The sequence below is a fragment of the Streptomyces sp. NPDC003720 genome (genome assembly GCF_042875075.1).
GTDB lineage: Bacteria > Actinomycetota > Actinomycetes > Streptomycetales > Streptomycetaceae > Streptomyces.
Genome location: NZ_JBIANZ010000007.1, coordinates 420115 through 433771, shown reverse-complemented (window position 1 = coordinate 433771; position 13657 = coordinate 420115). Strand labels below are relative to the sequence as shown.

Sequence of the window (13657 nt, the reverse complement as noted above, 5' to 3'; positions counted from 1 at the left end):
GGGGTTGGGGCGTTCTTCACATGTGTAGGGGCCCTGTGTGTTGTCTGTTCGTGATTGACCGACCCCGGGCCGGGCCGGAAGCTGAACCGCCCCCTCCACATCTTCCCGTCCCTGTCGCGTAGATGGACTGCCCTATGCCCACCCCCACCCGCGTCGGCGTTCTGACCGCCGTCGCCTCGGCGGCGCTGTTCGCCGTCCCCGCCGCCGCCCACGCCGCTCCCGGCGACAACGGCACCGTCAAGATCCACGATGCCCGCACCGGCGAGGAGCTGCGCCGCAACGAGCCGCACGTGTGCACGTTCTACCTGGACGCCTTCGGCTTCGACGGCGTGCAGCGGGTCGACTGGCACACCGAGGCCTGGGCGCCGACGGCGTCCGTGAAGGGCGAGACGGTGAAGTCCGGCGCCCTCACGCTGGACACCGGCGGTCACGGCCGCACGGACGACCTGTCGCTGCCGGACGGTCACTACAAGCTGTTCTGGAACTTCGAGGGCGAGAAGGGCGCGGCGAAGCACAAGGTGTTCTGGACGGACTGCGCCGGTTCCGAGGGGGGCGCGGGCGCGCCGTCCGGTTCGGCGTCGCCGTCCGCTTCGGCGCCGGGCTCCTCGACCGCGTCGCCGGGTTCCTCGTCCGCCGCGTCGCCGTCGTCCTCGTCCGGCTCGGTGCCGGGTGCGCCGGCGTCCGGTTCGCCTCCCCGGCGGTGTCCTCGTCGCCGTCCGCCCAGGGCGGCGGTGACCTGGCGGAGACGGGCAACGGTGCTCCGGTGGGGCTGCTGTCGGCCGGTGCCGCGGTGCTGGTCGGCGCGGGCGGCTTCCTGGTGGCCCGGCGCCGGCGGGCGCTGCGCGGCTGAGGCCGGCGTAGACGGACGGGTGCCCCCGCGGTCGTGCGACCGCGGGGGCACCCGTGTGTGCGGTGGGGCTGTCAGCCGGTGTTGCGCAGGCCCGCCGCCACGCCGTTGACGGTGAGGAGCAGGGCGCGGGAGAGCAGCGGGTCGGCTTCGGCGCCCGCGGCGGCCGCGTCGCGCTGCCGCTTGAGCAGGGTGACCTGGAGGTAGGAGATGGGGTCGAGGTAGGCGTCGCGGATGGCGAGCGTCTGCTTGAGGACGGGGGTGGCGTCGAGGAGTTCGTCCTCGCCGGTGATCTTCAGGACCTCGCGGACGGTGAGTTCGTGTTCGGCCTTGATGGTGTCGAACACGTGCTTGAGCTCGTCGGGGACGAGGGTGTCGACGTAGTGCTGGGCGATCCGCAGGTCGGTCTTGGCGAGGGTCATCTCGACGTTGGAGACGAAGTTGCGGAAGAAGTGCCACTGTTCGTGCATCTCGCCGAGCACGGTGTCCAGACCGGTTTCGCGCAGTGCCTTGAGGCCGGAGCCGACGCCGAACCAGCCGGGCACGATCTGCCGGGACTGGGTCCAGCCGAACACCCACGGGATGGCGCGCAGACCGTCGAGCGAGACGCCGGAGCCGGGGCGGCGGGAGGGCCGCGAGCCCAGGTGCAGCTCGGCGAGCTGGTCGACGGGCGTGGAGGCGAGGAAGTACGTCGGCAGGTCGGGGTCCTCGACGAGCCGGCGGTAGGCGGCGTGGGCGGCGTCGGAGACGACGTCCATGGCGGCGTCCCAGCGGGCGAGGGCCTCGTCGGACTGGCGGGGCGCGGTGTGCAGGGCGGAGGCCTGCAGGGTGGCCGCGACGGTCAGTTCGAGGTTCTCGCGGGCGAGGGAGGGGATGAGGTACTTGTCGGAGATGACCTCGCCCTGTTCGGTGACCTTGATCTCGCCTTCGAGGGTGCCCCAGGGCTGGGCGAGGATGGCGTCGTGGGAGGGGCCGCCGCCGCGGCCGACGGTGCCGCCGCGGCCGTGGAAGAGGCGCAGCCGCACGCCGTAGCGGTGGGCGACGTCGCGCAGCCGGCGCTGGGCGCGGTGGATCTCCCACTGGCTGGTGGTGATGCCGCCGAACTTCGAGGAGTCGGAGTAGCCGAGCATGACCTCCTGGACGTCGCCGCGCAGCGCGACCAGGCGCCGGTAGGACGGGTCGGAGAGCATGTCCTCCAGGATGGTGTCGGCGGCGCGCAGTTCGTCGGTGGTCTCCAGCAGCGGCACGATGCCGATCTTCGCCCAGCCGGCGTGCAGGTCGACGAGGCCGGCCTCGCGGGCGAGGACGGCGGCGGCGAAGACGTCGTCGGCGCCCTGGCACATGGAGATGATGTAGGACTCGATGACCTCGGGTCCGAAGACCTCCAGGGCCTTCTTCACGGTCTCGAAGACGCCGAGGGTCTTCTGCCCGGCGGCGTCGACGGGGGCCGGGGTGGGGGCGAGCGGCCTGCGGGAGCGCAGTTCCTTGGCGAGGAGCCTGGCCCGGTAGTCGCGGGGCATGTCGGCGTAGCGCCAGGACTCCTCGCCGAGGCGGTCGAAGAGCTGGCCGAGGGCGTGGTGGTGGGCGTCGGCGTGTTCGCGGACGTCCATGGTGGCGAGCTGGAGGCCGAAGGCGGCGAGGGTGCGGATGGTGCGGGCGAGGCGGCCGTCGGCGAAGAGGGCGCCGCGGTGCTCGCGCAGGGAGGTCTGGATGATGCGCAGGTCGGCGAGGAGTTCGCCGGTGCCGAGGTAGTCGCGGCCGTCCTGGTGGGGGGTGCCCTTGGCGAGGCGCTCCTTGGTGTTCTCCAGCTTCTGCCGGATGCAGGTGGCCTTCAGCCGGTAGGGCTCCTCGGCGTTGAGGCGCTTGTAGCGGGGGCTGATCTCGGGCAGCTGTTCGAGGTCGCGGTGCAGGGAGTCCAGCAGTTCCTCGGTGGCTCCGGCGTAGCGGATGGAGTTGGAGAGCAGGCCGCGCAGTTCGTCGATCATCTCCAGGGCGTCGTTGATGCCGTGCTCGTGCTGGAGGATGAGGACGTCCCAGGTGACCTGGGGGGTGACGTTGGGGTTGCCGTCGCGGTCGCCGCCGATCCAGGTGCCGAAGGTGAGCGGGCGGGTGGCGTCGGGCAGTCTGACGCCGACGCGCTCCAGTTCGGCGGTGAGGTCCTCGAGGACGTCGCCGACGGCGTCGGCGTGCAGTTCGTCGAGGTAGTAGATGGCGTTGCGGGCCTCGTCGGCGGGTTCGGGGCGGACGACGCGCAGTTCGTCGGTCTGCCACACGAGGTCGATGTTCTCGGCGAGGCGGATGTCGTGGCGGCGGCGGTCGGAGTCGAGGACGGGGGCGTCCAGGAGCGCGGCGACGCGCCGGAGCTTGTTCAGGACCGACCGGCGTGCGGCCTCGGTGGGGTGCGCGGTGAACACGGGGCGGACGTTGAGGTGCTCGACGGTCTGCCGCAGGTGCTCGGGGTCGGCGTCCTTGAGGCGGTCCGCGGTGCGGGCGAGGAGCCCGCCCTCGGCGGCGCGGCGGGCGCGCAGCTCGCGGCCGCGGTGCACCTGCTCGGTGACGTTGGCGAGGTGGAAGTAGGTGGAGAAGGCGCGGACCAGCTTGGCGGCGGTCTCCAGTTCGGTGCCGCGCAGCAGCTCGGCGGCGGCTTCGCCGTCCTCCCGGGTGAGGCGGCGGACCTTCTCCACCAGGTCGAGGAGTTCGGGGCCTTCCTGGCGTACGAGGGTCTCGCCCAGGAGGTCACCCAGCCGGCGGATGTCGGCGCGCAGCTCGCTGCCGGTCGTGGTGGTCTGGTCGTCGGCACTGCTCACAGGTGCGGCTCCTTGCAGTGTTGAAGCTCGTCTGGAGGGAACCCGGACGTCCGTCCACCGCGCGGCGGGTGCCGCATACGGGCCGAGGCGTCCGGGAAGGAATCAGAGCGGACCGCGCTGTCCGACCGACTACAAGGATAGGTGTCCACTCGGACGCGCAGGCTCGCGGGCTCTTGCCGCCGGACGGCACGCTGACATACTTACGACGCCGTAGGTTACGGAACCGTAGGGAACGGTCGCTCCATCTCCCGCCGGTTCCGGCGGCCCGGCATCTGCCTCGACCCTAGACCCCACAGGGGACGCGCATGACCTCTAGTTCCGATGTGATCGACGAAGCCCGTAAGGCCAACGACACCTCCATCTCCTCCGCCACGCTGGGCGGCGAGCAGAAGCGTTCGATCGAGCAGATCACGCTGCTCCTGTTCATCACGGTGCCGTTCCTGGCACTGGTGGCGGCCGTGCCGCTGGCCTGGGGCTGGGGGGTGAGCTGGCTCGACCTGGGCCTGCTGGTGTTCTTCTACTTCCTGGGATGCCACGGCATCACGATCGGTTTCCACCGGTACTTCACCCATGGCTCGTTCAAGGCGAAGCGGCCCCTGCGGATCGCGCTGGCGATCATGGGTTCGCTGGCGGTCGAGGGGCCGCTGGTGCGCTGGGTGGCCGACCACCGCAGGCACCACAAGTTCTCCGACGCGGAGGGCGACCCGCACTCGCCGTGGCGGTTCGGGGAGACGGTCCCGGCTCTGATCAAGGGCCTGTGGTGGGCGCACATCGCCTGGATGTTCGACGAGGAGCAGACCCCGCAGGAGAAGTACGCCCCGGACCTGATCAAGGACCCGGCGCTGCGGGCGATCTCCCGCCAGTTCGTGCTGTGGACGGCCGTGTCCCTGGCGCTTCCGCCGCTGATCGGCGGGCTGGTGACGATGTCCTGGTGGGGCGCGTTCACCGCGTTCTTCTGGGGTTCACTCGTCCGGGTGGCCCTGCTGCACCACGTGACGTGGTCGATCAACTCGATCTGCCACGCGGTGGGCAAGCGGCCGTTCAAGTCGCGGGACCGCTCCGGCAACGTGTGGTGGCTGGCGGTCCTGTCGTGCGGGGAGTCCTGGCACAACCTGCACCACGCCGACCCGACCTCGGCCCGGCACGGGGTGATGCGCGGGCAGGTGGACTCCTCCGCGCGGTTCATCCGCTGGTTCGAGCTGCTCGGCTGGGCGTACGACGTGCGCTGGCCGTCACGCTCGCGTATCGATTCACGGCGCGACACCGGCGGAGGCGGCTCCCGGCGCCGGAAGGAAACCGTCGAGGCGGCATGATTGACGCCGTGGCGACCGACTCCAGCAGCACTCCGGGCAACGACAAGCAGCGGCGGACCCGCCGGACCCGTATGACCGGCGCCGAGCGTCGCCAGCAGTTGCTGGAGATCGGTCGCACCCTGTTCGCGGCGAAGGGCTTCGAGGGCACGTCGGTGGAGGAGATCGCGGCGAAGGCCGGGGTGTCCAAGCCGGTGGTGTACGAGCACTTCGGCGGCAAGGAGGGGCTGTACGCGGTGGTGGTCGACCGCGAGATGCGGCGGCTGCTGGACATGGTGACCGGCTCGCTGACCGCCGGGCATCCGCGTGAGCTGTGCGAGCAGGCGGCGTTCGCGCTGCTGGACTACATCGAGGAGTACACGGACGGGTTCCGCATCCTGGTCCGCGACTCCCCCATCCCGCAGTCGACGGGCACCTTCGCGTCCCTGATCTCCGACATCGCCACGCAGGTGGAGGACATCCTGGGCCGCGAGTTCAAGTCCCGCGGCTTCGACCCGAAGCTGGCCCCGCTCTACGCCCAGGCGCTGGTCGGCATGGTCGCGCTGACCGGCCAGTGGTGGCTGGACGTGCGCCGGCCGAAGAAGGCGGAGGTCGCGGCGCACCTGGTGAACCTGGCTTGGCACGGCCTGGACGGCCTGGAGCAGCGGCCGCGGCTGATAGGGCACCGGAAGGCCTAGCGGGGGTCCCGCGGAAGAAGGCCTAGCGGGGGTCCCGCGGAAGAAGGCCTAGCGGGGGTCCCGCGGGAGAAGGCCTAGCGGGGGTCCCGCGGGACGGCCTGGCCGGGTTCCAGGAACTCGAGCCGGTTGCCCGCCGGGTCCTCGGAGAAGAAGCGCCGGTGGCCCGGCAGGTCGTCGTCCCAGGTGACCGGCGCTCCGTGGGCGGCGAGCCGGGCCGCATAGGCCTCGATGTCCGTGACCCGCAGCCCCGGGTGGGCCTGCCGGGCGGGCCGGAAGTCCGTCTCGGCGCCCAGGTGGAGGTGGACCGGGCCGGCCCGGAACCAGCAGCCGCCGCGCGCGGCGAGCACCGGCGGCTTGGGGATCTCGGTCATGCCGAGGACGTCCACGTAGTAGGCCCGCGCGGTGTCCTCGGAGCCGGGCGGGATGGCGAGCTGGACGTGGTCGAGCGCGACGAGCACGGCTCACTCCCCTTTCTTCACGGCGACCGCGAACAGCCGGCGGAACGGCAGGACCGTGCCGTACGGCGCGCTCGGGTAGGCCGCGCGGAGCAGGTCGCGGTACTCGGCGACGAAGGCGTCGCGGGCCTCGGGATCGTCGGCGAGGGCGGTCAGGGCGGGGCGCAGGCCGGTGCCCTTGACCCAGTCGAGGACGGGATCCTCGCCGGTCAGCACGTGCAGGTACGTCGTCTGCCACACGTCGGTGGCGCAGCCGAGGCGGGCGAGGCGGTCCAGGTAGGCGGCGGGAGTGTGCACGGAGTCCTCGTGGCGCAGCACGTCGCCGAGGAGGGGGTTCCAGCGGGGGGCGGCGGCGAGTTCGCGCATCAGGGCGTGCAGCGGGGCGTCGATGTTGTCGGGGACCTGGAAGGCGAGGGCGCCGCCCGGCGCGAGGCCCGCGATCCAGTCGGCGAAGCGGTCGGCGTGGCCGGGCACCCACTGCAGGGTGGCGTTGGAGACGATCAGGTCGTACGGCTCGCCGGGCGTCCAGGTGCGGGCGTCGGCGTGGGCGAAGTCGAGCCGGCCGCCGCCCGCGGTGGGGCCCTCGTGGTCGACGTGCGCCTTGTCGAGCATCTCGGGTGAGTTGTCGTAGCCGGTGATGCGGGCGGTGGGCCAGCGTCCGGCGAGCAGGGTGGTGACGTTGCCGGGGCCGCAGCCGAGGTCGGCGATCCGGGGCCGGCGGGAGGGGAGCTCCGGGACGCGGGCGAGGAGGTCGGTGAAGGGGCGGGCGCGGTGGCCGGCGTGACGGAGGTACTGGGCTGGGTCCCAGGTGGGTGTCGTCATGTCGTTCACTCTCCCGGGAATATTGTCTTGATGTCAAGAGACTTGACATCAAGAGACTTCATGTCGACACAACCACTACACTGATCTCCATGGAGGACGAGGTCGATCGGCTGGTCGCAGCGTGGCGCCGGGAGCGCCCGGACCTCGACGTGGAGCCGCTCGAGGTGCTCAGCCGGGTGAGCAGGCTGGCCCGGCACCTGGACCGCGCACGCCGGCTCGCCTTTGCCGAACACCAGCTCGAACCGTGGGAGTTCGACGTGCTGACCGCACTGCGGCGCGCGGGAACCCCGTACCAGCTCTCGCCGGGGCAACTGCTGACGCAGACCCTGGTCACCTCGGGCACGATGACCAACCGCATCGACCGGCTCGCCAAGAAGGGCCTGGTGGAGCGGCTGCCCGATCCGAGCGACCGGCGGGGCGTGCTGGTCCGGCTGACCGACACCGGACGGGACCGCGCGGACCAGGCGCTGGCGGGCCTGCTGGAGCAGGAGCGGGCGATCCTCGCCGAGCTCTCCCGCGCCCAGCGAGCCGAACTCGCCAGCCTGCTACGCCAGTTGACCGCCCCGTTCGACAACATCCCCGGCTGAGGCCTGCCGGGCGGACCGGGGCGGAGACGCGGGGTCCGGCACGCACGCCCGAATCGGTCAGGCGCTGCTGCTCTCCTCCACCCCGATCCGTCCGGCAGGGCCCAGGTCGGCCGGTCCCACGCCCGCCCTGCGGGCGAGGGCGACGGCGGCGAGGGTGGAGTGGACGCCCAGCTTGCCGAGGACGTTCTGCATGTGGGTGCGCACGGTGTGCGGGGAGAGGAACAGCCGCTCGGCCACGGCCTTGCGGCCGAGCCCCGCGACCATGCACCGCAGCACTTCCCGCTCCCTCGGGGTCAGCGACTCCACCAGCCGCTCGCTCTCGGTGCGGTGCTTGCGGGCGGCCGTCAGCTCCTTGAGGACGCCGGTGAGCAGGGCGGGCGGCAGATGCGTCTCGTCGCGCAGCACCCCCCGGATCACGGTCAGCAGCCGGGACAGCGAGCAGTCCTTGGCGACCCAGCCGGAGGCGCCGGCCTGCAGGGCGAGGGCGGCGCGACGGGGGTCGTCCCTCTCGGCGAGGACCACCGTCCGCACCCCGGGCTGCGCCGAGCGGACACCCGCGACCAGCGAGATCCCGTCGACCAGCCCCTCCTCGTCGCCGTCGTGCACGGGCACGGCCGGGCGGACGCCGGGCAGGGCGCCGCCCAGGTCGGCGTCCACGAGGAGGACGTCGTAACGGCGGCCCTCGGCGGCGGCGCGGTCCAGACAGCGCAGCGCGGCCGGGCCGCTGCCCGCGGCGAAGACGTCGACGTCCGGCTCGGCGGCCAGCGCGGCCGCCAGCGACTCGGCGAAGATACGGTGGTCGTCGACGACCAGCACTCGGATGCGAACCACGAAACCCCCTTCCCCAGGCTCCTCGTGGAGCAGGGGACGACCAAGGTCCGGAGAACGACGACCCGCGCGGATCCGGCACCCGTGGTGAGAAACGCCGGCCGCACGGCCAGCGCCGTTGCGGACACTGCTACCCCCACCACGGGTGCCGTACCCGTCTGTCTCGCCCCCTGATCAGCACCGGCCCCCACCGGCGCTGCTCCACAGAGTACGGATGCGGGCACGCGGCGGAAGTCGATTTGCAGAACTGGCCGTCCGGCACGTTTATGGTGTGCCGCATGTTTCGTATTGAGGCGGAAGTAGACAAAGGCCGACGTGATCTGCTCCGTTCCCGGCTGCGGGACACCAACACCGCGGCGTCCCCGGTGCTGGCGGCCCTGCGCGGCACGCCCGGCGAGCGCGACGTCCCGCTGCACGTGTGGGCGCTGGACGAGTCGGGGGAACTGGCCGCCGGCCTGGTCGGCCACACCTGGGCGACCTGGCTGCACGTCACCTACCTGTGGGTCGACGCCCGCCACCGCGGCGCGGGCCTCGGCTCCCGCCTGCTGGCCCGCGCCGAGCACCTCGCCCGCACGGACCGCGCCTGCGCCAACGCCCGCCTGGAGACCTGGGACTTCCAGGCCCCGGACTTCTACAAGAAGCGGGGCTACGACGTGGTGTGCGTGATCCCCGACTACCCGCCGGGCCTCACGGAGTACACCCTGACGAAGCGGCTCGGCTGACGCCGGGTCACCGCGGGGGCGGCGGGGGCGGATGCGCCGGCCGGGGCGGGACCCGCGGCCGGGGCGGCCCCGACGGCGGAGGCGGCTGCGGCTCCATCGACCGCCGGGGCCGGGGCGCGGGCGGCCGGTGCACGAGGGGCGGCGGCGGGCCCGGCGGAGCGGGCGGCGGCTCGTCGTCCGCCGCCACCGGCCCACCCGCCCGCAACCGCTCGACGGTCCGCTCGGCCCGGCGCCGGGCCCGGGGACCGTCGTCGCGGCGGAAGAACAGACGCACGGTGACGGGAGCCGGAAGGCCGAAAACACCGCCGGGACCACGGCTGCGCTCGACGCGGACCAGCTCGTACCCCAACGCGTACGCGATCCGCTCGGCCCCCTCCCGCACGGACGCCCCACCCCTGATCTCGACCCACCCCCGCCCGTCGAAACGGGACCGGATCTCGTCCTCGTCCATCAGTGGTCGCCGTAGCGGGGCAGCCGCTCGGGAAAGTCGCTCGGCCCTTTGCACCCGGCCAGCGCGTAGGCGTGTCGGGTCAGCTGATAGGCGAAGTCGGTCAGGTCCTGGCGCCGGGCCGCTCCCGCGGCCCTGCTCTTCCCGTTCACACTGGCCTCCGCCACCAAGGCATGTGGTCCGGTCGCCTCCTGCGCGTCCTTCGGCTCGCAGGGCACGTACACGGAGGCGACGCCGCCATCGTCGTCGAGCTGTGCCAGCCCCGCCGTGCGGCCCGCTGAGGTCCGCACGACGCGGGTGCCCCCGTCACTGCCGTAGCCCCGCTCCCAGTCGTCCTTCGACGACTCACGAAGGTTCACGCTCCCCGACAGGATCGAGTCACCGCTGGTGGAGACACGGCAGCCGAACATGAAGTCGTTCCCCCGGCCGCGGTGGTCCGACCATTGGTCCGCCGCCCGCGCCCGTGGAAGGGTCCGGATGACGACGTCCCGCTGGACCGAACCTTCGCATACCTTGTCCGGAAGCAGGTACAACCCCTTTACGAAGAACGCGAAAAGACCGCCGCACACAAGCACGAGGATCACCGTGGCCGCGAAGAACCCTCTTATGGAGTGGTTCTTCCACCAGCGGCCAGAACCCTTCTCAGCCATACTTCACCTTCGAACGGTTCAGGTAGTAGTCGGCATCTTTCCAGCCGTCGTTGACGGCCTGTCCCACTGAGTCGTCGATCTCGTCCTTCGGCAGATCCACGTGATGGCGGGCCAGGGCGTCGTCGACCGACCAGATCGTCTGCTGCCCGACCGAGTTCCGCATCGCGAACAAGTCCTTGCTGGAGTAGTAGAGCCCCTCGTCCTCAGCACCGCTCGCCTGCTGCCCGTCGATCAGGCGATCGATGGCCGCCCCGGCGACGGCTCCGGCCCCACCGCCCACCACAGAGCCCATGAGCTCGCCGCCCAGATGTTCGGGGACCTCGAGGCCCGTGAAGGCGATGTTGACCCAGTTCTTGGCGAAGTCCCCCTTGGCCTTCAGGGCGTCGTTGTAGTTCTTCTCCCCCTGGATGGACTGTGCGACTTCCGAGTTCGCCGCCGAATGCCCGACGATCCCCTCGATGATTCCAGCGTTTCTGCCGATGTCGTTGAGAACCTGTTTCTGATCGCCGTCGAAGTGACCGGGGTGCGACAGGTGCTCCTCTAGGAGGCTTCCGGTGTAGATGCTCTCTCCGTAGATGATCCCGGCACGTCCGGCGGGATCCGCGGAGGTGGCTGAAAGGAAGCGCGTGACGTCCGTGACGTTGAGTCCCCGGGGGGAATCACTGTTCGTGAGGAAGACGGTTTCGCTCTCAGGTCCCTTGAAGGCACAACTGATTTCCGGCATGTAGGCCGCGGCCATGTCCCCGAAGCTCTCACCCAACCCCTTGCTCACCAGGTTCGCGCCCCCGTCGGGGTCGGCCACCGCCTGCATGATGTTCGCCATGATCTTCACTTGACCGGCACTGTGAGGCGGCGCTGACGAAGTGAAGTCGTTTTCGGCGACCCCGGTAACCGCACTCTGCAGGGCCCGCCCCAAGGACTCGCCCCGGTCGGTATACACCGTGGTGCCGAGCATGTGGTCCAGGTCGGCCTTGGACTCGAAGGCGTGCTCCGCCGCCTCGGGGTTGTGGGAGAGGCCTTCGAAGAGCCCCTCCAGCGGGTCCCTGCCGTTCCCGTCACCGAAAACCAGGTCCAGGGCGTCATAGCCCTTGACCCACCGATCGTCAGTGTTCGAGTCCCCAGCGGCCTTGTCCTCCTTGAACAGCTCCTTGCGATAATCGTCCAGGAACTCGGTGTCGAACTGGCCCTTGCGCATGAGGCTGCTGATGACCTGGGAGCCGAGACCACCAACAGGGCTGAACGAGTTCGCGGCACGGAAGTTCGTGTTGCGCTCGTCGACGACGTCCTTCTTCCAGTCCCGCATGGCATCCGAATCCGAGAACGACGCAGTGGCCAGGGTGAGGCCCAGGTTGGACTGCAGTTCCTTCATCGTGTTGAGCTCCGAGCCCCTGGCGCCGGCGTGGGCGAAGCTCATCTCGGTCCAGAACTGCAATGTTCCCTTGGCGCCCAGACCTGTCGCGAACTTCTCCGCGAACAGGGGGTCGTCGTGGTACTTCGCCATGGTGCGGTTGAAGGACTCGATGTCATCGAGGGACATGTCGGCCGGCTTCTTGGCCATCTTCGCCAGCTGCTTGGCGGCTTCGACGGCTTTGGCCGCCTGGTCCCGGTCCGCGTAGGAGGCGTCGCTGAAACCGTACTTGGCCTGGTCGACCAGAAGCCTCAGCGCCTCCGCGGCACTGGTGTCGCTCTGCGTCGCCTTGGTCAGGATGCCCTCGATCTCCTTGCAGAAGGCGTCCACCACTTTCTGGTCCGTCACTCCCGTCTTGCCGCTCGGGTCGGACGCCCAGTCGGGCCGGGTGTTTCCCGTTACTGAGAAGGTGCCGTCACCCGTATCGACGACCGTCAGGTTCTGATCAGCGGCTCGCCTGATGGCGTCGTTCAGCTGAGTGCGGTAACCGATGAGTTCACCGCGTGTATCGCTGAGGATCCTGGTGATGGAGTCGGCCTGAGTGTGCGCGTCGGCGAACTCCGCGGCTGTCCTGGTGATGAACTCACGACTGACAGTGGCGTTGAGCCCCTGCCAGTTGGCCTTGTCAGCCTTGGCCTTGAGGTTGTTCTCGGCGTCCTTCTGCAGGCCGGCGAGTTTCTTCGTCATCTGCTCCCAGTCGGTGACCGCCTCACCGAGCTTGGCGAAGTTGCCGTGGCGCAGTGTGTCGAGGTCCATCGACGTCAGTGCCCCTTCCTGTCGTCGAAGCCCTCGTCCAGCGTGGCGATGCTACTGACCGCACCGGCGATGTAGGACTCGTCGGCCGCGTGCTGGTTCCTGGTGTACCGCAGGTGGTTGGAGATGTGAGCGCATGCGTCTAGAAGCGTCCTGGTCTGCTCGCTCCACCGCTGCGTCACATGCTCCAGTGCGCCGCCCAGTGCGAATCCGTCGCCCTTGAGCCCACCCGATGCCGCCTCGGACGCGGCACGGGCGTGCCCGCTGTAGGCGGTGAAGTCGTCGAACAGGTCATGCGCCGCCTTGCCGACAGCCTCGAGATCCTGGTGCTTCGCCACCAGGTCTCCCCGGGTGTTGCCGCCACCGCCTCCCTGATCAGCCGGATACTGATTGAGCTGCATCGGTGTGGAATGCCGGTCGGCCGCCCGGGCCTTCAGCTGCTCCCACTCCTCCCACGCCATGTGTGGTCTCCCCGTTTTTCCTGCGCGCTGCCGGATGGTGTGACAGCCGTGCACATTACCGGGGTCCAAGTCCCGGGGGTGGTGGCGGACTTCGGCGCTGAGCGTCCGTGGCCGAAAGTCGGCCGCTACGGCTCCTGCGCCAGCCCCCTGCAGTCCGGACGCCGGAGTCGGGCCCGCGTCTGCCGCCGGCCTCACCCCCGCGTCACGGCCTCCCCCACCGCTCGGTGTACCGCTCGGGCCAGGCGGGCGCCCCATAGGGAGCGGGGGCCGGCGAAGGGGTGGGGGGGTTCGCCGGGGGCGGGGGTGCGGGAGGCCACGCAGACGGCGTCCGTGGGGGTGCCGGAGCAGTCGTGGCCGGCGTCCAGCAGGGCCTGGACCTTGGCCTCGGTGGCGGTCGCCACCGCGTTGACCAGGGCGGCGTCGGTCAGCGCCACGGGGAGGACGGCGATGATGTTGATGGTGCCCGGCTGCGCGGGCAGCGCGGTGCCCTCCGCCGGGGTCGCGGCCCAGCCGCGCACGCTGATGCCGGCCGTGACGACCGCCTCCGCCCCGCCGTCCTCCGCGCGGCCGTGGCGGGAGACGTCGGCCGCCGTCATCAGCCCGACACCCGGTCCGGCGGCGCCCGCCCGGGCGGCCAGTCCTGCGAGGTGGCGGTCCGGGTCGGTGCGCCGGTAGCCGTGCGCCACCTGGGCGTTGAGGACCCAGCCGCGCTCGCCGATGCCGCCGCCGAGCACGGCGCTGCTGATCATGCGCCAGCCCGGGCCCGCCCGCCACAGCAGCGCGTGCAGCCGCTCGCCGTCCTCGGAGCGGGTCAGCAGCCGCACGTCGTGCGGTCCGGTGGTCGGGGTGGGCGGGGGCAGGACGGCGGTCACCGGTTCTTCG

General features: G+C 70.9%; 12 protein-coding genes and 1 pseudogene. 5 read left to right on the top strand and 8 right to left on the bottom strand.

Annotated features, from left to right (window positions below):
• Positions 1-134 precede the first annotated feature (134 nt).
• A pseudogene (locus ACFYU0_RS21840) lies at positions 135-850 on the top strand (LPXTG cell wall anchor domain-containing protein).
• Between the two features lie 71 nt (positions 851-921).
• Here ACFYU0_RS21840 and ppc read toward each other — a convergent pair.
• Positions 922-3654: a phosphoenolpyruvate carboxylase gene (gene ppc / locus ACFYU0_RS21835; protein WP_351664814.1), complete on the bottom strand. Its 2733-nt coding sequence runs from the start codon at positions 3652-3654 to the stop codon at positions 922-924.
• Positions 3655-3959: 305 nt separating this feature from the next.
• Between ppc and ACFYU0_RS21830 the strand changes: the two genes are divergently transcribed.
• Together ACFYU0_RS21830 and ACFYU0_RS21825 are read left to right on the top strand one after the other, a co-directional pair.
• On the top strand, positions 3960-4967 hold the full coding sequence (locus ACFYU0_RS21830) for an acyl-CoA desaturase (protein WP_389303521.1): 1008 nt from the start codon (positions 3960-3962) through the stop codon (positions 4965-4967).
• The gene (locus ACFYU0_RS21825; RefSeq protein ID WP_351664818.1) at positions 4964-5641 is read left to right on the top strand and encodes a TetR/AcrR family transcriptional regulator; all 678 of its coding nucleotides are present in this window, start codon (positions 4964-4966) and stop codon (positions 5639-5641) included. Before ACFYU0_RS21830 ends, ACFYU0_RS21825 begins: the two co-directional genes overlap by 4 nt.
• A gap of 74 nt (positions 5642-5715) precedes the next feature.
• Here ACFYU0_RS21825 and ACFYU0_RS21820 read toward each other — a convergent pair whose 3' ends face one another.
• The gene (locus ACFYU0_RS21820; protein WP_389303519.1) at positions 5716-6099 is read right to left on the bottom strand and encodes a VOC family protein; all 384 of its coding nucleotides are present in this window, start codon (positions 6097-6099) and stop codon (positions 5716-5718) included.
• A gap of 3 nt (positions 6100-6102) precedes the next feature.
• The gene (locus ACFYU0_RS21815; RefSeq protein WP_389303517.1) at positions 6103-6918 is read right to left on the bottom strand and encodes a trans-aconitate 2-methyltransferase; all 816 of its coding nucleotides are present in this window, start codon (positions 6916-6918) and stop codon (positions 6103-6105) included.
• An 89-nt stretch (positions 6919-7007) separates the two neighbouring features.
• Here ACFYU0_RS21815 and tamR point away from each other — a divergent pair, with 89 nt between their 5' ends.
• Complete coding sequence (gene tamR / locus ACFYU0_RS21810) at positions 7008-7505, top strand: MarR family transcriptional regulator TamR (RefSeq protein WP_358928808.1); 498 nt, start codon at positions 7008-7010, stop codon at positions 7503-7505.
• A gap of 57 nt (positions 7506-7562) precedes the next feature.
• Here tamR and ACFYU0_RS21805 read toward each other — a convergent pair whose 3' ends face one another.
• Positions 7563-8336 carry a response regulator transcription factor gene (locus ACFYU0_RS21805; protein WP_351664824.1) on the bottom strand — a complete coding sequence of 258 codons (774 nt, stop codon included), beginning with the start codon at positions 8334-8336 and terminating at the stop codon, positions 7563-7565.
• 263 nt (positions 8337-8599) lie between these two features.
• Here ACFYU0_RS21805 and ACFYU0_RS21800 point away from each other — a divergent pair, with 263 nt between their 5' ends.
• Positions 8600-9055 carry a GNAT family N-acetyltransferase gene (locus ACFYU0_RS21800; RefSeq protein WP_389303635.1) on the top strand — a complete coding sequence of 152 codons (456 nt, stop codon included), beginning with the start codon at positions 8600-8602 and terminating at the stop codon, positions 9053-9055.
• Positions 9056-9505: 450 nt separating this feature from the next.
• On the opposite strand, the gene ACFYU0_RS21795 is transcribed toward ACFYU0_RS21800, so the two are convergent.
• The 4 genes from ACFYU0_RS21795 to ACFYU0_RS21780 all read right to left on the bottom strand — a co-directional run bounded on the left by ACFYU0_RS21795 (position 9506) and on the right by ACFYU0_RS21780 (position 13647).
• On the bottom strand, positions 9506-9913 hold the full coding sequence (locus ACFYU0_RS21795) for a hypothetical protein (RefSeq protein WP_389303513.1): 408 nt from the start codon (positions 9911-9913) through the stop codon (positions 9506-9508).
• Positions 9914-10145: 232 nt separating this feature from the next.
• Positions 10146-12317, bottom strand: coding sequence for a hypothetical protein (locus ACFYU0_RS21790; protein WP_389303510.1), 2172 nt, complete (start codon positions 12315-12317; stop codon positions 10146-10148).
• Positions 12318-12322: 5 nt separating this feature from the next.
• Positions 12323-12775, bottom strand: a complete 453-nt coding sequence (locus ACFYU0_RS21785) for a hypothetical protein (protein WP_389303508.1) — start codon at positions 12773-12775, stop codon at positions 12323-12325.
• Between the two features lie 191 nt (positions 12776-12966).
• Complete coding sequence (locus ACFYU0_RS21780) at positions 12967-13647, bottom strand: adenosylcobinamide amidohydrolase (RefSeq protein ID WP_389303505.1); 681 nt, start codon at positions 13645-13647, stop codon at positions 12967-12969.
• Positions 13648-13657 lie beyond the last annotated feature (10 nt).

Excerpts from the sequence above, each read along its gene's own strand:
- ACFYU0_RS21790 (WP_389303510.1), bottom strand. The coding sequence starts at position 12,317 with ATGGACCTCGACACACTGCGCCACGGCAACTTCGCCAAGCTCGGTGAG.
- ACFYU0_RS21785 (WP_389303508.1), bottom strand. The coding sequence starts at position 12,775 with ATGGCGTGGGAGGAGTGGGAGCAGCTGAAGGCCCGGGCGGCCGACCGG.
- ACFYU0_RS21795 (WP_389303513.1), bottom strand. The coding sequence starts at position 9,913 with ATGTTCGGCTGCCGTGTCTCCACCAGCGGTGACTCGATCCTGTCGGGG.
- ACFYU0_RS21825 (WP_351664818.1), top strand. The coding sequence starts at position 4,964 with ATGATTGACGCCGTGGCGACCGACTCCAGCAGCACTCCGGGCAACGAC.
- ACFYU0_RS21830 (WP_389303521.1), top strand. The coding sequence starts at position 3,960 with ATGACCTCTAGTTCCGATGTGATCGACGAAGCCCGTAAGGCCAACGAC.
- tamR (WP_358928808.1), top strand. The coding sequence starts at position 7,008 with ATGGAGGACGAGGTCGATCGGCTGGTCGCAGCGTGGCGCCGGGAGCGC.
- ACFYU0_RS21800 (WP_389303635.1), top strand. The coding sequence starts at position 8,600 with ATGGTGTGCCGCATGTTTCGTATTGAGGCGGAAGTAGACAAAGGCCGA.
- ACFYU0_RS21815 (WP_389303517.1), bottom strand. The coding sequence starts at position 6,918 with ATGACGACACCCACCTGGGACCCAGCCCAGTACCTCCGTCACGCCGGC.